The 18,739-nt window shown below is 73.5% G+C and carries 15 protein-coding genes and 1 riboswitch; of the genes, 10 read left to right on the top strand and 5 right to left on the bottom strand.

Annotated features, from left to right (window positions below):
- Nucleotides 1–40 precede the first annotated feature (40 nt).
- Nucleotides 41–784 carry a PP2C family protein-serine/threonine phosphatase gene (locus ACFQ7Q_RS16920; protein WP_383555313.1) on the top strand — a complete coding sequence of 248 codons (744 nt, stop codon included), beginning with the start codon at nt 41–43 and terminating at the stop codon, nt 782–784.
- 13 nt (nt 785–797) lie between these two features.
- On the opposite strand, the gene ACFQ7Q_RS16915 is transcribed toward ACFQ7Q_RS16920, so the two are convergent.
- A complete protein-coding gene (locus tag ACFQ7Q_RS16915; RefSeq protein ID WP_383555310.1) occupies nt 798–2,105 on the bottom strand; it encodes a hypothetical protein in 1,308 nt (435 codons plus the stop codon).
- A 184-nt stretch (nt 2,106–2,289) separates the two neighbouring features.
- On the opposite strand from ACFQ7Q_RS16915, the gene ACFQ7Q_RS16910 reads away from it, so the two are divergent.
- On the top strand, nt 2,290–3,249 hold the full coding sequence (locus ACFQ7Q_RS16910; protein ID WP_383555398.1) for a D-2-hydroxyacid dehydrogenase family protein: 960 nt from the start codon (nt 2,290–2,292) through the stop codon (nt 3,247–3,249).
- Between the two features lie 205 nt (nt 3,250–3,454).
- On the opposite strand, the gene ACFQ7Q_RS16905 is transcribed toward ACFQ7Q_RS16910, so the two are convergent.
- Nucleotides 3,455–3,817, bottom strand: a complete 363-nt coding sequence (locus tag ACFQ7Q_RS16905; RefSeq protein ID WP_383555307.1) for a GntR family transcriptional regulator — start codon at nt 3,815–3,817, stop codon at nt 3,455–3,457.
- A gap of 2 nt (nt 3,818–3,819) precedes the next feature.
- Nucleotides 3,820–4,767: a DUF1648 domain-containing protein gene (locus ACFQ7Q_RS16900; RefSeq protein ID WP_383555305.1), complete on the bottom strand. Its 948-nt coding sequence runs from the start codon at nt 4,765–4,767 to the stop codon at nt 3,820–3,822.
- Between the two features lie 109 nt (nt 4,768–4,876).
- Between ACFQ7Q_RS16900 and ACFQ7Q_RS16895 the strand changes: the two genes are divergently transcribed.
- Nucleotides 4,877–5,830 (top strand): nucleoside hydrolase, encoded by a 954-nt coding sequence (locus ACFQ7Q_RS16895; RefSeq protein WP_383555302.1) that lies wholly within the window; start codon nt 4,877–4,879, stop codon nt 5,828–5,830.
- 99 nt (nt 5,831–5,929) lie between these two features.
- Entirely contained in the window at nt 5,930–7,540 is a 1,611-nt protein-coding gene (gene abc-f, locus ACFQ7Q_RS16890) for a ribosomal protection-like ABC-F family protein (protein WP_383555299.1), read from the top strand.
- Here abc-f and cobN read toward each other — a convergent pair.
- Nucleotides 7,537–11,145, bottom strand: coding sequence for a cobaltochelatase subunit CobN (cobN, locus tag ACFQ7Q_RS16885; protein ID WP_383555296.1), 3,609 nt, complete (start codon nt 11,143–11,145; stop codon nt 7,537–7,539). The genes abc-f and cobN overlap by 4 nt on opposite strands.
- Nucleotides 11,146–11,179: 34 nt before the next feature.
- A riboswitch (cobalamin riboswitch) is annotated at nt 11,180–11,323 on the bottom strand.
- Nucleotides 11,324–11,374: 51 nt separating this feature from the next.
- On the opposite strand from cobN, the gene ACFQ7Q_RS16880 reads away from it, so the two are divergent.
- The 4 genes from ACFQ7Q_RS16880 (at nt 11,375) to ACFQ7Q_RS16865 (ending at nt 16,639) form a co-directional block, all read left to right on the top strand.
- Complete coding sequence (locus ACFQ7Q_RS16880; RefSeq protein ID WP_383555293.1) at nt 11,375–12,679, top strand: cobalamin biosynthesis protein CobG; 1,305 nt, start codon at nt 11,375–11,377, stop codon at nt 12,677–12,679.
- A 14-nt stretch (nt 12,680–12,693) separates the two neighbouring features.
- On the top strand, nt 12,694–13,329 hold the full coding sequence (locus tag ACFQ7Q_RS16875) for a precorrin-8X methylmutase (protein ID WP_383555396.1): 636 nt from the start codon (nt 12,694–12,696) through the stop codon (nt 13,327–13,329).
- The gene (gene cobJ, locus ACFQ7Q_RS16870) at nt 13,326–14,822 is read left to right on the top strand and encodes a precorrin-3B C(17)-methyltransferase (RefSeq protein WP_383555290.1); all 1,497 of its coding nucleotides are present in this window, start codon (nt 13,326–13,328) and stop codon (nt 14,820–14,822) included. The genes ACFQ7Q_RS16875 and cobJ overlap by 4 nt, the downstream gene beginning before the upstream one ends.
- Nucleotides 14,823–14,944: 122 nt before the next feature.
- Entirely contained in the window at nt 14,945–16,639 is a 1,695-nt protein-coding gene (locus tag ACFQ7Q_RS16865) for a fibronectin type III domain-containing protein (RefSeq protein WP_383555288.1), read from the top strand.
- Here the strand turns inward: ACFQ7Q_RS16865 and ACFQ7Q_RS16860 are convergent.
- Nucleotides 16,629–17,354, bottom strand: a complete 726-nt coding sequence (locus tag ACFQ7Q_RS16860) for a cobalt-precorrin-6A reductase (protein WP_383555286.1) — start codon at nt 17,352–17,354, stop codon at nt 16,629–16,631. The two genes, ACFQ7Q_RS16865 and ACFQ7Q_RS16860, sit on opposite strands and share 11 nt — an antisense overlap.
- A gap of 12 nt (nt 17,355–17,366) precedes the next feature.
- On the opposite strand from ACFQ7Q_RS16860, the gene ACFQ7Q_RS16855 reads away from it, so the two are divergent.
- A complete protein-coding gene (locus ACFQ7Q_RS16855) occupies nt 17,367–18,506 on the top strand; it encodes a cobalt-precorrin-5B (C(1))-methyltransferase (protein ID WP_383555283.1) in 1,140 nt (379 codons plus the stop codon).
- Nucleotides 18,507–18,645: 139 nt separating this feature from the next.
- A complete protein-coding gene (locus tag ACFQ7Q_RS16850; protein WP_099895366.1) occupies nt 18,646–18,720 on the top strand; it encodes a 50S ribosomal protein bL37 in 75 nt (24 codons plus the stop codon).
- Nucleotides 18,721–18,739: the final 19 nt, after the last annotated feature.

The following is an 18,739-nucleotide window of genomic DNA, read 5'->3' as shown; positions in this document are numbered from 1 at the left end:
GCCGGGGAGCGCACACGGAGGGCATGAGGAGGCGGACGCCGTGACGCCGTACATAGCCGTGACCGCCCTGAGCCATGCGGGGCTGCTGCGCGACCACAACGAGGACAGTCTCGTCGTCGGGCCGTGGACGCTCTGCGGAACGGTGACCGACAGCCCCCAGACGATGCTGTTCCCCCTCGACCGGCCGCTTCTCGTCGCCGTCGCCGACGGGCTGGGCGGGCAGCCGGCCGGTGAGGTGGCCAGCGGGCTGGTCGTGCGCCGGCTCGCCGCGCTCGGCCCGGCGCTGGTCGGCACGGAGGCGATGGGCGAGGCCCTGGAACTGTGCAACCGGGCCGTGTACGCGGCCGCCGACGGCCGCCCCGACCTGGCCACCATGGGGACCACGGTGGCGGGCACGCTCGTCCTGGAGGGGTCGCTGCTGTCGTTCAACGTCGGCGACAGCAAGGTGTACAACGCGGCGCGGGCCGGGCTGCGCCAGGTCAGCGTGGACGACAGCCCGCCGCCCCCGCCGGGGCAGCGCACCACCTCGGCCGTACTCCAGACCCTCGGCGGCAGCCACACGTACAACGCCGTCACGCCCCATGTCGCGAGCTTCCCGCTCTCCCTGGGCGACCGCTATCTGGTGTGCAGCGACGGCCTCACCGACCCGGTGCCCGACGAGGAGATCGAGGACCTGCTGCGGGTGCACGACGACGGCAAGGCGGCCTTCGAGCTGTGGAAGGCCGCCATCGAGGCCGGCGGACCGGACAACATCACCCTCGCACTCGTCCGGGTGGGGGACTGAACGCGAAGGGGACTCAGACGGGCTCCCGCTCCGGCTCCTTCTCCCCGCCCTCCCCCGCCTTCTCGTCCTCAGCGAGGAACTCCGCCACCGCCAGCGCGAACAACAGCGCCAGGGCCAGGCCCAGGACCACCCAGCCCGTCGGATGGCTCCAGAGGATATACACGACGATCGCCGCGGCCACCAGGATCCAGGTGATCCAGGTCCGGTGCCGGCTGACGAACGGGCCGACCGGGCCCGTCCGCATGCCCACGCGGTCGGCCGTCTGACGCATGGCCCGGATGCCCGAGTGCCACAGCTCGCGGACCACCGTGGCGTACCGGCCGGGGCCGGAGAGCCAGGCCGCGAGCGCGAGGACCACCCCGAGGACCACGACCATCCTGATCGTCGTACGGAGGAGGCGGACCAGGGCGTCGTAGACGGATTCGGCGGCCGCCTGCGAGACGGTGTCGGGCAGGGCGTTGAGATAGACCGTGCGGAAGACGGTCAGGCCGAGGGCGAGGACCAGGGCCGCGGCGACGAAGCCGAGCGCCGCGGCGACCAGGGAGCGGCGCCGGTGGGTGGAGAGCAGCACACCGGCCGCGGCGAGCAGGATGGCGATGACCGGCAGCCAGAAGCCCATCAGTTCGAGGAGCCGGAAGCCGGTCTTCACCTTCCCGATGTCGTCGGCCTTGAGGATGGTGAAGTCGGTGTGCACCTCGGGGATCTTCTCGGCGACCGTGAGGCCGGACTCGACGAGACGCTGCTTGACCCGCTCGATGACGGGCGCGAGGTCGAGCGTCACCGTGTCGTTCTTGATCTCCACCGCGCCCTCGCCGCTGCCGGTCAGGGCGCGGACGAGCGAGGTGTGGATCGCGCGGTTGGCGTCGGTCCACACCGTCTCGAAGGCGTCCGAGGAGACGATCTCCTCCGCCTTCTCGTGGACGAAGCTCTGCACCGCGCTCTCCAGGGAGTCACCCAGACGGCCCAGTGCCCGTGCCAGGAGCGGGCGTTGTTCCGGGGCGACGCCTTCCAGGAGGTCCTGCAGGTCGATGTGTTCCATGACCGCGCCGGTGACCCGGTTCGCCACGGCGGCCTGGATGTCCGGGTCCGAGGCGAGCGGTTTCACCGTGGAGACGTAGCGGTCGGTGTCGCCGACGATGTCGGCCGTCCAGGCGGCGACGATGCCCAGCGGGGCGAGCACGCAGCCGAGGACGATCAACAGCGCGGCGAAGAAGGAGCGCAGTCTGTGGCGGCGCACGGGCGGTCGCCCGGCCTCCGCCTCCAGGGCGGCGACCCGCGCCCGCAGCGTCTCCAGTTCGCGGTCGGAGTCCGGTGTGTTCATCACTCCGCTTTCCCGAGCATCGCCGATATCGCTATGAATCAGGCCAATTCTCCGAGCGGGTGGGGTGTTTGTCGCTCCGGGTTGGGCCGATCGCGCCCCGTCACCCGGGTGCCGCAGCACCGGAGGGCGGGCCACGGACCCCTGTCGTACGATCGGCCGTCCGCGCGATCATGGGGGCATGGTCATGAAGCAGCGCTGCGCCGTACTCGACGACTACCAGGGCGTCGCCCGCTCCTCCGCCGACTGGAGTCCGCTCGCGGACCGCGTCGACGTACGCGTGCTTCGCGAGCACCTGACCGACCGGGACGCGCTCGTCGCCGCGATCGAGGACTGCGAGATCGTGGTCGTGATGCGGGAGCGGACGCCGATGGACGCCGAGTTGCTGAAGCGGCTGCCACGACTGCGGCTGATCGTCACGTCCGGGATGCGCAACGCCTCGATCGACCTGACCGCCGCGGCCGGACTGGGTATCACCGTCTGTGGCACGGCCAGCAGTTCCGAGCCGCCCGCCGAGCTCACCTGGGCCCTGATCCTGGGCCTGGCGCGACAGGTACGGACCGAGGCGCAGGCGCTGCGCGAGGGCGGGCCCTGGCAGTCGACGGTCGGGACGGACCTGGCCGGCCGGACCCTCGGGCTCGTGGGCCTCGGCAAGATCGGCGGCCGGGTCGCCCGCATCGGGCTCGCCTTCGGCATGGACGTCCTCGCCTGGAGCCCGAACCTGACGCGGGAGCGGGCCGCGGAGTGCGGCGTCGCCCTCGCGCCGGGCAAGCGGGAGCTGATGGAGCGCAGCGACATCGTCTCGCTGCACATGGTCCTGTCCGACCGCACCCAGGGGCTGATCGGCGAGGCCGAACTCGACGCGATGCGGCCGTCCGCGTACCTGGTGAACACCTCCCGCGCGGGCCTGGTGGACGGCGAGGCGCTGCTGCGGGCGCTGCGCGAGGGCCGGATCGCGGGGGCGGGGCTCGATGTCTTCGCCACCGAACCGCTCGCCGCCGACGACCCGCTGCGCACGCTGCCGAACGTCCTCGCGCTGCCGCACCTCGGGTACGTGACGGAGGGCAACTACGCCCGCTACTTCGGCCAGGCGGTCGAGGACATCGAGGCGTACCTGGCGGGGACGCCGGTACGGACGCTGGGGTAGGGCCGCCGGGGGACGGCCGCGGCGTACCCGGCGGGAGCACCGGGGGACGGCCGCCGGGTAGGGCCGCCGGCCGGACGGAGTCGGTACGGACGCCCGGCCGGTGCCAGGGGCGTCGGCACGGACGCAGGGTCAGGCGGTGTGGCCGGGACGCCGGGTAGGGACGCCAGCGGACGGCCGCCGGGGCAGGGACGCCGGCGGCGGCGGCTTACGGGGCCGCGAGGCTCGTTCGGACCAGGGACAGGAGCTCGTCGTCCGTGAGGCCCAGCGTCCGGGCCTCCGCCACGACCGCGTGGACGCGCTCGACCAGGCGGGCGCGGTCCGGGGCCGGGGCGCCCGGCACGATGACCGCGCCCCTGCCGCGGCGGAGTTCGATCAGGCCCTCCTCGCGCAGGCGCTGGTAGCCGCGCAGCACGGTGTGGACGTTGACCCCCAGGGAGTCGGCGAGCTCCCGGGCGGCCGGAAGGCGTTCGCCGGGGTTCGCCGAGCCGTCGGCGAGGGCCCCGCGCACACAGGCGGCGATCTGGTCGCCGAGGGGCACGGCGGAGGCGGGGTCGACCCGGAAGAGCATGGTCAGACCCTCCCACGCCGCTCGACCAGGGTGTTCAACAGGGCCGCGGCCGTCCGCGCGTCGGGCACGGTGACCGCGAACTCCCGGCCGCCGTCCCGCCGTACGACCAGACCCTCGCCCGAGCGCATCACCATGCCCGTGCGGTGCGCACGGACGCGGTAGCCCCAGCCGCCGAACTCCGCGAGCGCGTCGATCTCCCGCGCGCTCGCGCTCGCGACCTCGTCGAGCGGCACCCGGACGCGGGGCCAGGGCGCGAGAGCGGGGCGCAGGGTCAGCCCGCGCCGGTCGACCGTGACACGGACCTGGGCCAGGACCAGGACCAGCGCTCCGGCCGCGCACACGACGATCCCGACCGGCCACGGCGCGAGGAGCAGGAGAGCCGGACCGGCGGCCACGAGCACCGCGCCCAGGACGGTCATCGGACGCGAGCCCGTGCCGCGCGACCAGCCGGCGACCTCGCCCGGCGAGAGCGGAAGCGTCTCCACGTGCTCGTCCTGCTCTCGGGCGGGGCGCTCCCCTCCCGCCTCCTCCGGTACGAGCCGGGCGAGGGCCCATCCCACGAGGGCTGCGACACCGCCGACACCCGCCGCCACCGTCAGGTTGACCAGGGGCGAGACGACGTCGGCGGCGCGGGCCGCGTCGAGGTTGTCCCGTACGAGCAGGACCAGCAGCGTGCCCATGGCTCCGGCGGTCAGCCACGCACCCCAGAGCGCGCGCCGTCGTACGAGCGCGACCCAGCCCGCGCCCAGCGCGAGGAGCAGTACGGAGCTGATGAGGGCGAACGCGGCCAGGCCGGTCCATCCGTCGGCGTGGCCGCTCGGGGAGAAGTGCGTGGCGAGCGGGTCGGGCAGCCGGTTGCCCGAGAGCCCGAGCAGGGTCAGATGGAGGGCGAGCGCGAGCAGGAAGGGCAGGGCGGCGAGGACACGCAGGCGGGTCGGGACACGGTTCACGGAAACCTCCCAGACAGTGAAGTTGTTAGCACTCTACTAGAACAATGTGCTCAGCGCCGGGCCCGCGTGGACGAGTGACGGGTGGGCGGCCGTGTGGGACGGTGGACGTATGCCGGTACCCGTGATCCTCGACTGCGATCCCGGTCACGACGACGCCTTCAACATCCTGCTGGCCGCGGCCCATCCGGCCGTCGACCTGCTGGCCATCACCACGGTGGCGGGCAATCAGACGGTGGAGAAGACCACCCTCAACGCCCGTCGCGTGTGCGCGGTCTCCGGCATCCGCGGGGTGCCGATCGCGGCCGGCCGGTCCCGGCCGCTGCACGGCGCGCCGCTGGTCGCCGAGAACATCCACGGCGGCTCGGGGCTCGACGGACCCGGCTTCGGCGACGGGGAGCCGGACGTCCCGCAGGATCCGCGCGACGCCCTCACCCTCACCCGGGACATCCTGCTCACCCAGCCCGCGCCGGTGACGCTCGTCCCGACCGGCCCGCTGACCAACATCGCGACACTGCTGCTGGCCCATCCGGAGCTCACGCAGCGGATCGAACGGATCGTCATGATGGGCGGGTCGACCGGACGCGGGAACACCACGCCGGCCGCCGAGTTCAACATCCTGTGCGACCCGGAGGCGGCGGACATCGTCTTCGACAGCGGGGTGCCGATCACGATGTTCGGACTCAACGCCACCCATCAGGCCCAGGCGAGCCCGGACGTCATCTCCCGCATCGCCGCGCTGGGCACACCGCTCGCCAAGCTCTGCATCGAGCTGCTGACCTATTTCGCCGCCACCTACCGCGAGGTCTACGGCTTCGACGCACCACCGCTGCACGATCCGCTGACCGTGGCACATCTGATCGACCCCTCGCTGATCAGCCTGGTGCGGGCGGCGGTGACGATCGAGCTGACGGGTACGCACACGCGCGGGGCGACCGTCGTGGACCTGGACGGCGTGACGGGCCGCCCGCCCAACGCGGAGGTGGGCATGGAGGTCGACGTGCCGGGGTTCTGGGACCTGATCGTGGAGGCCGTGCGGATCCTGGGCGAGCGATCCCCGACCTGACGAGACGGAACGTCTTGCGGAATGACGGACGACCCCTTATGTTCGAGGGACGCGAGACGAGACGTCTCGTATCGTGTCTCCCAGGCAAAGGATCCGCCCTTGTTCCGTGTCCAACTCACCGACGTCACCAAGCGCTACGACGACCGGCTCGTCCTCGACCGGGTCTCCCTCACCGTCCGGCCCGGCGAACGCCTCGGCGTCGTCGGCGACAACGGCTCCGGGAAGTCCACCTTCCTCCGGCTCCTCGCCGGCCTGGAGCGGCCCGACAACGGCACCGTCGACGTCGACTCCCCCGGCGGTCTCGGCCACCTCGCCCAGACCCTCGACCTCCCCGGCACCGCACGCGTCGGCGACGCGGTCGACCTCGCGCTCGCCGACGTACGGAAGCTGGAGCGGGCGATCCGGTCCGCCGAGGCGGAGCTCTCCGCACTACCGGCGACCGAATGGGGGTCCCCGCAGGGCGAAGCCCTGGAGGGAGGGTACGCAGCCCTCCTCGCCGCGTACGAGGCACGCGGCGGGCGGGACGCCGACCGCCGGGTCGAGACGACCCTGCGACAGCTCGGCGAGCGGGAGCCGCTCGACCGCGACCGTCCGCTCGGCACGCTCTCCGGCGGGCAGCGCTCCCGGCTCGCGCTCGCCGCGACCCTGGCCGCCGACCCCGAACTGCTGCTGCTCGACGAGCCGACCAACGACCTCGACGACGAGGCGGTGACCTGGCTGGAGGAACGGCTGCGCACCCACCGGGGGACGGTCGTCGCCGTCACCCACGACCGGGTCTTCCTCGACCGGGTCACGACCGCCGTCCTGGAGGTGAACGACGAGCTGCGCACGGTCCGCAGATACGGCAACGGCTACGCCGGCTTTCTGACCGGCCGGGCCGCCGAACGGGCCCGGTGGGAGCGGGAGTACGAGGACTGGCGCGCCGGGACCGCCCGCTACGCGGCGCTCGCCGACGCGAACATCGACCGCTTCTCCGCCATCCCGCGCAAGGCACCGGCGTCCTTCAGCGGGGCGGGCGCCTTCCGGGCCCGGTCACGGGCGCACGGCGCGATGAGCAGGATCCGGGCCGCCCGCGAGAAGCTCCAGCGGCTCACCGAGAACGCGGTGGCGGCGCCGCCGGACCCGCTGCGGTTCACGGCGGACATCGAGGGCTCGGCGGGCGCGGTCGCACTGACCGACGTACGGGTGGAGGGCCGGCTGCGGCTCGACTCCCTGCACCTGGCCCCCGGCGAACGGCTCCTGGTCACCGGCCCGAACGGCGCCGGCAAGAGCACGCTCCTCAAGGTCCTCGCGGGCGAACTGCCCCCGGACGGCGGGACGGTGACGACCCCGCCCCGGGTCGGGATGCTCCGCCAGGACACCGAGCTGCCGGACGACCCGCGTACGGTCGCCGCCGCGTTCGGGGAGGACCGGGAGGAGGAGCTGCTACGGCTCGGGCTTTTCCGTGCCGCCGATCTGGCCACTCCGGTACGGGAGTTGTCGACCGGCCAGCGCCGCAAGCTGGAGCTGGCCCGTCTGGTCACCCGCCCGTCCGACCTGCTCCTCCTCGACGAACCGACCAACCACCTGGCCCCCGGCCTGGTGGAGGAGGTGGAGGCCGCCCTCGCCACCTACCCGGGCACCTTGGTGATCGTCACCCACGACCGCCGGATCCGAGCCGGCTTCCGGGGCCGCCGGCTCGAACTGGCCCCCGACCCGGCGAGGGTCTAGCCCTCGCCGTCGTCCTCCAGGTCGCCCTCCGTGTCCAGGAACACCTGGCGCAGGGCCGCCAGGGTCTCCGGGTCCGGCTTCTCCCACATGCCGCGGGACTCCGCCTCCAGGAGGCGTTCGGCGATGCCGTGCAGGGCCCAGGGGTTGGCCTCCTTCAGGAAGGCCTGGTTCTCCGGGTCGAGGACGTACGTCTCCGTGAGCTTGTCGTACATCCAGTCGGCGACCACACCGGTCGTGGCGTCGTAGCCGAAGAGGTAGTCGACCGTCGCCGCCAGCTCGAACGCGCCCTTGTAGCCGTGGCGGCGCATCGCCTCGATCCACTTCGGGTTGACCACCCGGGCGCGGAAGACCCGCGAGGTCTCCTCGACCAGGGTCCGCGTGCGGACCGTCTCGGGGCGGGTGGAGTCGCCGATGTACGCCTCGGGGGCCGTGCCCGTCAGCGCGCGGACGGTCGCCACCATGCCGCCGTGGTACTGGAAGTAGTCGTCGGAGTCGGCGATGTCGTGCTCGCGCGTGTCCGTGTTCTTCGCGGCCACCGCGATCCGCTTGTACGCCGTCTCCATCTCGGCGCGCGCCGGACGGCCTTCGAGACCGCGTCCGTAGGCGTACCCGCCCCACACCGTGTACACCTCGGCGAGGTCCGCGTCCGTCCGCCAGTCGCGCGAGTCGATCAGCTGGAGGATGCCCGCACCGTACGTGCCCGGCCGCGAGCCGAAGATCCGGGTGGTCGCCCGCCGCTCGTCGCCGTGCTCGGCCAGGTCGGCCTGCGCGTGCGCCCGTACGAAGTTGTCCTCGGCCGGCTCGTCCAGCGAGGCCGCCAGCCGTACGGCGTCGTCGAGAAGCCCGATGACGTGCGGGAACGCGTCCCGGAAGAAGCCCGAGATGCGCAGCGTCACATCGATGCGCGGACGGCCCAGCTCGGCGAGCGGGACCGCCTCCAGGCCGTTCACCCGGCGCGAGGCGTCGTCCCAGGTCGGGCGGATGCCCAGCAGGGCAAGCGCCTCGGCCACGTCGTCGCCCGCCGTGCGCATCGCGCTCGTCCCCCACAGGGACAGACCGACGGAGGTCGGCCACTCTCCGTTGTCGGAGCGGTAGCGCTCCAGGAGCGAGTCGGCGAGTGCCTGGCCGGTCTCCCACGCGAGGCGGGAGGGGACGGCCTTGGGGTCGACGGAGTAGAAGTTGCGGCCGGTCGGCAGCACGTTCACCAGACCGCGCAGCGGCGAGCCGGACGGCCCGGCCGGCACGAAGCCGCCGCTCAACGCGTGGACGGCGTGGGTGAGTTCGTCGGTCGTGGCGGAGAGCCGCGGGACGACCTGCTCGCAGGCGAAGCGGAGCACGGCCTGGACGTCGGTGCCGTACGCGCCGGCGACCGCCGGGACCGCGTCCACGGACCAGTCCGCCGCCTCCATCGCCTCGATCAGCTCGCGCGCTTTCGCCTCCGCCTCGTCGGCGGTGGTGCGGGTCGCGGCCGACTCGTCCAGACCCAGGGCCTCACGCAGACCCGGCAGGGCCTGCGTACCGCCCCAGATCTGCCGGGCGCGCAGGATCGACAGGACCAGGTTCACGCGCTCGGGACCGGTCGGGGCACCGCCGAGCACATGCAGACCGTCCCTGATCTGCGCGTCCTTGACCTCGCACAGCCAGCCGTCGACGTGCAGCAGGAAGTCGTCGAAGCCGTCGTCCTCCGGGCGGTCCTCCAGGCCCAGGTCGTGGTCGAGCTTCGCCGCCTGGATCAGCGTCCAGATCTGCGCGCGGATCGCGGGCAGCTTGGACGGGTCCATGGAGGAGATCTGCGCGTACTCGTCGAGCAGCTGCTCCAGACGCGCGATGTCGCCGTACGAGTCGGCGCGCGCCATCGGCGGCACCAGGTGGTCGACGAGCGTCGCGTGCACACGACGCTTCGCCTGCGTGCCCTCGCCCGGGTCGTTGACCAGGAACGGATAGATCAGAGGGATGTCGCCGAGCGCCGCGTCCGGACCGCAGGCGGCCGACAGGCCCGCGTTCTTGCCGGGCAGCCACTCCAGATTGCCGTGCTTGCCGAGGTGGACCATCGCGTCCGCCCCGAAGCCGCCGTCCTCGGCGCGCGCCGCGATCCAGCGGTAGGCGGCCAGGTAGTGGTGGGACGGCGGGAGATCGGGGTCGTGGTAGATCGCGATCGGGTTCTCGCCGAAGCCGCGCGGCGGCTGGATGAGGATCAGCAGGTTCCCGCGCCGCAGGGCGGCGAGGACGATGTCGCCCTCGGGGTTGCGGGACCGGTCCAGGAACATCTCGCCGGGCGCCGGGCCCCAGTGCTCCTCGACGGCCTCGCGCAGCTCGGCCGGGAGCTGCGCGTACCAGCGCTTGTAGTCGGCGGCCGGGATGCGGACGGGGTTCTTCGCCAGCTGCTCCTCGGTCAGCCAGTCCTGGTCGTGGCCGCCGGCCTCGATCAGGGCGTAGATCAGCTCGTCGCCGTCGCCGGAGACCAGGCCGGGGATCTCCTCGACCGGACCGAAGTCGTACCCCTCCTCACGGAGGCGGCGCAGCAGCGCGACGGCGGAGGCGGGGGTGTCCAGGCCGACCGCGTTGCCGATCCGGGAGTGCTTGGTCGGGTAGGCGGAGAGGACCAGGGCGAGCTTCTTCTCCGCGTTCGGGATGTGGCGGAGCCGCGCGTGGCGGACCGCGATCCCGGCGACGCGGGCGGCGCGCTCGGTGTCGGCGACGTACGCGGGCAGCCCGTCCTCGTCGATCTCCTTGAAGGAGAACGGGACGGTGATGAGCCGGCCGTCGAACTCGGGGACGGCGACCTGGCTGGCGGCGTCCAGCGGGGAGAGACCCTCGTCGTTCTCCTCCCAGGCCGAACGCGAACCGGTGAGGCAGAGCGCCTGCAGGATCGGTACGTCGAGGGCGGCGAGCGCGCCCGCGTCCCAGGCCTCCTCGTCGCCGCCGGCCTGGGCCTCGGCGGGCTTGGTGCCGCCGGCCGCGAGGACGGTCGTGATGATCGCGTCGGCACCGCGCAGGCGGTCGAGCAGCTCGGGCTCGGGGGCGCGCAGGGACGCGACGTACAGGGGCAGGGCCCGGGCGCCCTTGTCCTCGATCGCCTCGCAGAGGGAGTCGATGAAGGCGGTGTTCCCGCTCATGTGGTGGGCGCGGTAGTAGAGCACGGCGACCGTCGGGCCGTCGGTCGTCCGGGGCGTGCGCTCCAGCGGGCCCCAGGTCGGCGCGGCGGCCGGGGCGTCGAAGCCGTGGCCGGTGAGCAGCACGGTGTCGGAGAGGAAGCGGGCCAGCTGCTCCAGGTTGGCCGGGCCGCCGTGCGCGAGGTAGGCGTGGGCCTCGGTGGCGACGCCGACGGGGACGGTGGAGGTCTCCATGAGCTGGGCGTCGGGGGCCTGTTCGCCGGAGAGCACGACCAGCGGGATCTCCGCCGCCCGCAGCGCCTGCAGGCCCTCTTCCCAGGCGCGCAGACCGCCGAGGAGACGGACGACGACGAGGTCGGCGCCGTCGAGGAGCCCGGGCAGGTCGTCCAGGGCGAGGCGGGAGGGATTGGCGAACCGGTACTCGACGGGGCCGCCGGCCGCGCGGGCGCTGAGCAGGTCGGTGTCGGAGTGCGACAGCAACAGAATTCGCATGCGTGCGCAGGCCTTCCTCGGGGTTGTCCGCGCCCCGGGTGGTCGTATGGACGGCAGGAGTTCCTGACTCACCGGGCCGCTGGTGCGACCTGGCTCACAGTGGCGGGACCGCGCCGGATTCTCACCGGGCTTCCTCCCCGGGGTCCTGGGACCCCATGCCGTCTGCATAGTAGATCGTGCGCACGGCGGGCAGGGGTCGTCCCCAGGGGTCGCCCGGATCCACGTGGGTATGCTCGCCGCCATGTCGCCCACCCCACCCACAACGCCCAACCGGGGCGAACCTCCCATACGGGACCGTGGCGATGCCTGCCCCGGCGCGCTGCGCCTGCACCCCGCCGACGACGGCGGCCTGGCCCGACTGCGCCTGCCCGCAGGCTTGTTGACGTCACATCAGGTGGAGGTCCTGGCGTCGGCCGCGGAGTCCTTGGGCGACGGCCGGGTCACGGTCACGTCCCGGGGGAACGTGGAGCTGCGGGGCCTCGGAGAGGGCTGCGGGGCGGAGCTGGCGGACCGGCTGACGGAAGCCGGTCTTCTTCCCTCGACCACCCACGAACGCGTCCGCAACATCGTCGCCTCCCCGACGGCGGGAGTGGACGGACTCGGCCACGCGGACGTGCAGTTGTGGTCCCGCGAACTGGACGAGCTGCTCTGCGCGGCCCCCTGGACGGCCGCCCTGTCGGGCCGCTTCCTCTTCGCCCTGGACGACGGCCGGGGCGACGTGGCGCGGCTGGGCGCAGATGTGACCTTGATCGCAGCGGGGTCCTGGGCGGACGGTGGCGGCGCCCTTCTGTACGTCGGCGCGCAGGCGTTCCGCGTCGCCGACGCCGACGCGCCGCGCGCCGCGCTCGCCGCGGCCGACGCGTTCCTGCGAGCCGCCCGGACCGCCGGGAACGGCGCCTGGCGCGTGAAGGAGCTGCCGGGCACCGCCGGCCGTCCCGGAACGGTCGGCGGCCCCACGGCACCCGCACCCGCACCCGCCACCGGCCTGCTCGACCTCGCCGCCGCGCTCGCGCGGGCCGGGGTCGACGCCCATCCCGTCACCCCCGCACCCCAGCTGCCGCACGCCGCGCCGCCCCGGCCCGGAGCGCTCGGCAGCGACGCGCTGCACGTGCTCGCGCCGCTCGGGCGGATGACCGCCGCCCAGCTCCGCGCGCTGCTGCCCGCCGACGAGGTACGGCTCACGCCCTGGCGCGGAGCCGTCGTCGTCGGGGCCTCCCGCACACGGCTTCCCGAGCTGGACGCGGCCGGGCTGATCACCCGCCCCGACGACCCCTGGGCCGGCGTCGGCGCCTGCACCGGACGCCCCGGCTGCGCCAAGTCCCTCGCCGACGTCCGCGCGGACGCCGTACCCGGCACTCCGGGCCTCCCCGTCCACTTCTCCGGGTGCGAGCGCCGGTGCGGCCACCCCCCGGGCGCCCCCGGCACCTGGGTCGACGTCCTCGCCACCGCCGAGGGCGCCTACCTCGTGAACGGCCGCCCCACCCCCCGTACCTCCCTGACCGAAGCAGTCGCAACGGCCCGCACAACGAGATGAGCGAGAACGACACGATGTTCGCCTACGAGAAGGACGGCGCGGAGATCTACCGCCAGTCCTTTGCCACGATCCGCGCCGAGGCGGACCTCGCGGATCTGCCCGCCGACGTCGCCACGGTCGCCGTCCGCATGATCCACGCCTGCGGCATGACCGACCTCGTCCGCGACCTCGCCTACTCGCCGCAGGTCGTCTCCCGCGCCCGCGCCGCCCTGCGCGCCGGCGCACCGATCCTCTGCGACGCGCAGATGGTCGCCAGCGGAGTGACCCGCAAGCGGCTGCCCGCCGACAACGACGTGGTCTGCACCCTCTCCGACCCCGCCGTGCCCGCCCTCGCCGCCGAGCTCGGCACCACCCGCAGCGCCGCCGCCCTCGAACTCTGGCGCGACCGCCTCGAAGGCTCCGTCGTCGCCATCGGCAACGCGCCCACCGCCCTCTTCCACCTTCTGGAGATGATCGCGAAGGGCGCGCCCCGCCCGGCGGCCGTCCTCGGGATACCGGTCGGCTTCATCGGCGCCGCCGAGTCCAAGGACGCCCTCGCCGCCCAGACCCTGGGCCTCGACTACCTCGTCGTACGGGGCCGGCGCGGAGGCAGCGCGATGACCGCGGCCGCGATCAACGCCATCGCGACGGAAGCGGAGATCCAGGCATGAGCGCCATCGCCCCCGGCAAGCTGTACGGAGTCGGCCTCGGCCCCGGCGACCCGAACCTGATGACGGTCGCCGCCGTGAAGGCCATCGCGTCCGCCGACGTGGTCGCCTACCACTCGGCCCGCCACGGCCGGTCCATCGCGCGCTCCATCGCCGCCGAGCACCTCCGCGAGGACCACATCGAGGAGCGGCTGATGTACCCGCTCACGGTGGAGGCCACGGACCACCCCGGCGGCTACCGCGGCGCGCTCGACGACTTCTACGAGGAGGCCGCGGCCCGCCTCGCCGCCCACTTGGACGCCGGCCGCACCGTCGCCGTGCTCGCCGAGGGCGACCCGCTCTTCTACGGCTCGTACCAGCACATGCACAAGCGGCTCGCGGACCGCTACGACACCACCGTCATCCCCGGCGTCACCTCCGTCAGCGCGGCCGCCGCGCGCCTCGGTGAGCCGCTGTGCGAGGCGGAGGAGGTCCTGACGATCATCCCCGGCACGCTGCCGGAGGACGAGCTGACGGCCCGCCTCGCGGGCACGGACTCGGCGGTCGTGATGAAGCTCGGCCGCACCTTCCCGACCGTCCGCCGCGCCCTGGAGCGCGCCGGCCGCCTGGAGGACGCGCGGTACGTGGAGCGGGCGTTCATGGCGGGCGAGCGGACGGGCGTCCTGTCCGAGGTCGACCCGGCCTCCGTCCCGTACTTCTCCGTCGCGGTCCTCCCCTCCCGTGTCGACCAGGAACCTCCCGTACGGGAGACGGGCGAGGTCACCGTCGTCGGCACCGGCCCCGCCGGGGCGCCCTGGCTCACCCCCGAGTCGCGCGGCGCCCTCGTCAACGCCGACGTCCTCGTCGGCTACACGACCTACCTGGACCGGGTGCCGGTCCTGCGCCCCGGGCAGATCCGGCACGGCTCCGACAACAAGGTCGAGTCCGAGCGCGCCGAGTTCGCCCTCGACCTGGCCCGGCGCGGCCGGAAGGTCGCGGTCGTCTCCGGCGGCGACCCGGGCGTCTTCGCTATGGCCACGGCCGTCCTGGAGGTCGCCTGCGAGCCGGAGTACGCGGACGTGCCCGTACGGGTCCTCCCCGGGGTGACCGCCGCCAACGCGGCCGCCGCCGCGGCCGGCGCCCCCCTCGGCCACGACTACGCGACGATCTCCCTCTCCGACCGGCTCAAGCCCTGGGACGTCATCGAGGCCCGGCTCCGCGCCGCCGCCTCCGCCGACCTGGTCATCGCGCTCTACAACCCGGGCTCGAAGTCCCGCACCCACCAGGTGGCCGCCGCCCGCGACCTCCTCCTCGAACTCCGCTCCCCCGAGACCCCGGTGGTCGTCGCCCGCGACGTCGGCGGCCCCGAGCAGTCGGTCCGGGTCCTCACCCTCAAGACCCTGGACCCCTCCGAGGTCGACATGCGCACCCTCCTCCTGATCGGCTCCTCGCAGACGCGGGCGGTCGAGCGGGGCGACGGCCGCACCATCACGTGGACGCCGCGGCGGTACGGCTGAGATTCGGGGCGCGAGATCCGAGGTGGGGGGCGGGCACAACCCTTCCCCCACCTCAGGAGTCACACAGGGGTTCCCCCGTTTCACATGCTCCACATAGGTCCGGAAAGGGCCCTCCCCCTGTGATGACTCGTACCCGGCTGAGCGCCCTGGCCGTCACGGCCGCCCTCGCCGCCTCCGGTGGTCTGCTCACCGCCACCCCGGCCGCCGCGGCCGTCACCTGCACGGCCCCGGTGTGGAAGGCGGAGTTCTTCGCCAACTCCACGTTCAGCGGCACCCCCAAGCTGACCTCCTGCGACAGCGCCATCGCCGAGAACTACGGCTACGGCGATCCGGCGGGCGGCAGGCTGCCGCGGGACAACTTCTCCGTCCGCTGGTCGGTGACCCGCGACTTCGGCTCCGGCGGTCCCTTCACCTTCACCGCCGCGGCGCAGGACGGCATCCGCGTCAACCTCGACGGCGTCCGCAAGATCGACCTGTGGCGGAACGTCTCCACCACCCAGACGAAGACGGTCGACCTCACCGTTCCGGCCGGCCGCCACACCATCACCGTGTACTACGCGGCCTGGACCGGCGCCGCGAACGTCAAGTTCGGCTACGCACCCCGCACTTCGGCGACCGTGGACAAGGTGCGTCCGCTCGCGCCGACCGGCGCCACCGTCGCGTACGACAAGGCCCTCGGCAAGGTCACCCTGCGCTGGGCGGCGAACAAGGAGATGGACCTCGCCGGCTACCGCGTCTACCGGCGCCTCGGCACCTCCACCGCCTGGACGAGGGTCAGCAGCGCCACCGCCCCGGTCACGGCCGCCTCGTACGTCGACTCCCCGCCGGCGACCGGCCAGACGTACCTGTACGAGCTCCGCGCCGTCGACAAGGCCGGCAACGAGTCCCCGGGCGGCGCCGACCTGACCGTCGTGTCCGTGGACAGGACCCCGACCGCCGCCCCGACGGGCGTTGCCGCGTCCGACGGCGACACCGGCGTCGTCCTGGCGTGGCAGCCGGTCACGGGCGCGGCGACGTACACCGTCCACCGGCAGCGCACCGGCACCACCGACCCCGTCGCCCAGGTCGCGACCGGTGTCACCGCCACCACCTGGAAGGACACCACCGCCACCGAGCGGACCGGCTACACCTACTGGGTCTCGGCCGTCGACGCCGCCGGCAACACCTCGGCCCGCACCGCCGTCACCGCCACGCGCGGCGACTACGCGCCCGGGGCCCCCACGGGCCTGACCGCGGTGGACACCGGCAGCCACATCCGGAGCTTCGCCCTGCGCTGGACCGCCCCGGCGGACACCGACGTGGCCTCCTACCGTGTCTACCGCAACGGCTCCCTCTTCGGAACCGCCTCCTCCCCCTCGTACACCGACCAGAACGGCCTCTGGCACGGCACGACGTACCGGTACACGGTCACGGCGGTCGACCGGGCCGGCCACGAGTCCCCGGCCTCCGCCGAGGCCGTGGTCACGACCGAGGGCGACCTGATCGCCCCGGCGCCCGTCACCGGCCTCAAGGCGACGCCGCGCGAGGACGGCGTGCTCGTCGAGTGGGACGCGAGCACGGAGCCCGACCTCAAGCGGTACGAGGTCTACCGGGCCGAGAAGTACGACGACGGCGACGGCGGCACCATCTGGCTCGCCCACCGCGTCGAGTACCTCTACAAGACGGCCACCTCGTTCCTGCACCCGAGCGAGGCGGACGGCGAGAACGTGATGTACACCGTCATCGCCGTGGACCAGTGGGAGAACATGCTCCGGGCCGACGACCCGAGCCTGAACTGGGCCGAGGTCACCGAACTCGGCACGCCCGTCACCCCATAGCCACCCAGGCGGCGGCCTCCTCCGGGGTCGCCGCCACCGGGACGCCGGAGGGGACCGGGGGGCGGCGGACGACCACCACCGGGACGCCCGCCTCGCGGGCCGCCGTCAGCTTCGGGGCGGTCGCCGCGCCGCCGCTGTCCTTCGTCACCACGACGTCGATCCGGTGGCGGGCCAGGATCTCCCGCTCGCCGTCCAGGGTGAACGGGCCCCGGTCCAGGACGATCTCGGTGCGGGCCGGCATCGGGGCGTCCGGGGCGTCCACCGAACGGACCAGGAACCACTGCGGGCAGGCCGCGAAGGCCGCCAGGCCCATGCGGCCTGTCGTCAGGAACACCCGGTCGCCCAGGCCCTCCAGGGCACGGGCCGCCTCCTCCAGCGACGCCACCGGACGCCAGTCGTCGCCCTCTCCCGGGACCCAGCCGGGACGGCGCAGCGCCAGCAGGGGAACATGGGCGGTGGCGGCCGCCCGGGCCGCGTTGAAGCTGATCCGCTCGGCGAAGGGATGGGTGGCGTCGATGACCGCGTCCACGGCGTGCCCCGCCATCCACTCCACGAGACCGTCGACGCCCCCGAACCCGCCGATCCGAACCTCGCCCGCCGGCAGCCGGGGGCTCGCCACCCGGCCCGCGAGCGAGCTGGTGACCCGGACCTCGCCGTGCAGCAGTCCGGCGAGGACGCGGGCCTCGGTGGTCCCGCCGAGAATGAGTACGTGCACGGGAGTCCATTCATGAGTGCCGGCGGCAGTCCGGGCGGCGGGCGCGACGCCCAACTCAAGCACACGGGTCTGCGACCGGGCTGGACGACCGGTGCCTGTGCGACGGCGGCGACGACGGCCGCGTACACGGCGCTGCTGACCGGCGAGTTTCCCGACCCGGTGACGATCACGCTGCCCAAGGGCGGGCGTCCGGCGTTCGCGCTGGCGGCAGAGGAGCTGGGCTCCGGCGCGGCGATGGCGGGGATCGTGAAGGACGCGGGCGACGATCCGGACGTGACGCACGGCGCGCTGGTCCGGTCGACGGTGCGGATCCTGCCGGCCGGGTCCGGTGTCGTCTTCCGGGCGGGACAGGGCGTCGGTACGGTGACGCTGCCCGGCCTGCCCCTGGAGGTGGGCGAACCGGCGATCAACCCGGTCCCGCGGCAGATGATGCGCGCGCACGTGGCGGAGGTCGCGGCGGCGCACGGCGGTACGGGCGATGTGGAGATCACGGTCTCCGTCGACCACGGCGAGGAGATCGCCCGCTCCACCTGGAATCCCCGGATCGGCATCCTGGGCGGGCTGTCCATCCTGGGGACGACGGGCATCGTCGTGCCGTACTCGTGCTCGGCCTGGATCGACTCCATCCGCCGCGGGGTGGACGTGGCGCGGGCGGCGGGTCTGACCCATGTGGCGGGGTGTACGGGCTCCACCTCCGAGAAGACGGTGTCGACGCTCTACGACCTGCCGGAGATCGCGCTGCTCGACATGGGGGACTTCGCGGGGGCGGTCCTGAAGTACATCCGCCGTCATCCGGTCGACCGGCTCACGATCTGCGGCGGCTTCGCGAAGCTCTCCAAGCTGGCGGCGGGCCATCTGGACCTCCACTCGGCCCGCTCGCAGGTCGACAAGGGCTTCCTGGCGGACCTGGCCCGTACGGGCGGCGCGTCGGAGGCTCTCGCCGAGGAGATCGCGACGGCGAACACGGGCCTCGCGGCCCTCCGTCTCTGCGAGGCGGCCGGGGTCCCCCTGGGCGACCTGGTGGCCGCCCGCTCCCGGGACGAGGCCCTCGCGGTCCTCCGCGGCGCCCCGGTGGCGGTCGACGTCGTCTGCATCGACCGCGCGGGCACGGTGGTGGGCCGTTCATCGGCGGCGGGACCGGGCCCCGCCTGACCGTGCCCGGCGGCGCGCGTGCCATGTCGTGTGCGGTCACACGCCCGTTCCGCCGCATCCCACGGACACCGGATGCGCCGTCTCCCGCGCGAACCTAGGCTTGCGAGGGCAAGGCCCCCACGAGAGAGGGATGTGCCCGATGGCGAAGCGAGGCAACAAGAAGCGCGCCCGCAAGAAGAAGAAGGCGAATCACGGCAAGCGGCCGAACGCCTAGCAACCGGGGCCGGACACCT

This window comes from Streptomyces sp. NPDC056527 (assembly GCF_042794475.1).
GTDB lineage: Bacteria > Actinomycetota > Actinomycetes > Streptomycetales > Streptomycetaceae > Streptomyces.
The sequence above is the reverse complement of the archived record's forward strand: the minus strand, read 5'-3'. Positions and strand labels throughout refer to the sequence as shown.

Coding starts and splice junctions, on each gene's coding strand:
- ACFQ7Q_RS16915 (WP_383555310.1), bottom strand. CDS start 2,105: ATGAACACACCGGACTCCGACCGCGAACTGGAGACGCTGCGGGCGCGG.
- ACFQ7Q_RS16910 (WP_383555398.1), top strand. CDS start 2,290: ATGAAGCAGCGCTGCGCCGTACTCGACGACTACCAGGGCGTCGCCCGC.
- ACFQ7Q_RS16905 (WP_383555307.1), bottom strand. CDS start 3,817: ATGCTCTTCCGGGTCGACCCCGCCTCCGCCGTGCCCCTCGGCGACCAG.
- ACFQ7Q_RS16895 (WP_383555302.1), top strand. CDS start 4,877: ATGCCGGTACCCGTGATCCTCGACTGCGATCCCGGTCACGACGACGCC.
- cobN (WP_383555296.1), bottom strand. CDS start 11,145: ATGCGAATTCTGTTGCTGTCGCACTCCGACACCGACCTGCTCAGCGCC.
- ACFQ7Q_RS16880 (WP_383555293.1), top strand. CDS start 11,375: ATGCTCGCCGCCATGTCGCCCACCCCACCCACAACGCCCAACCGGGGC.
- ACFQ7Q_RS16875 (WP_383555396.1), top strand. CDS start 12,694: ATGTTCGCCTACGAGAAGGACGGCGCGGAGATCTACCGCCAGTCCTTT.
- cobJ (WP_383555290.1), top strand. CDS start 13,326: ATGAGCGCCATCGCCCCCGGCAAGCTGTACGGAGTCGGCCTCGGCCCC.
- ACFQ7Q_RS16865 (WP_383555288.1), top strand. CDS start 14,945: ATGACTCGTACCCGGCTGAGCGCCCTGGCCGTCACGGCCGCCCTCGCC.
- ACFQ7Q_RS16855 (WP_383555283.1), top strand. CDS start 17,367: ATGAGTGCCGGCGGCAGTCCGGGCGGCGGGCGCGACGCCCAACTCAAG.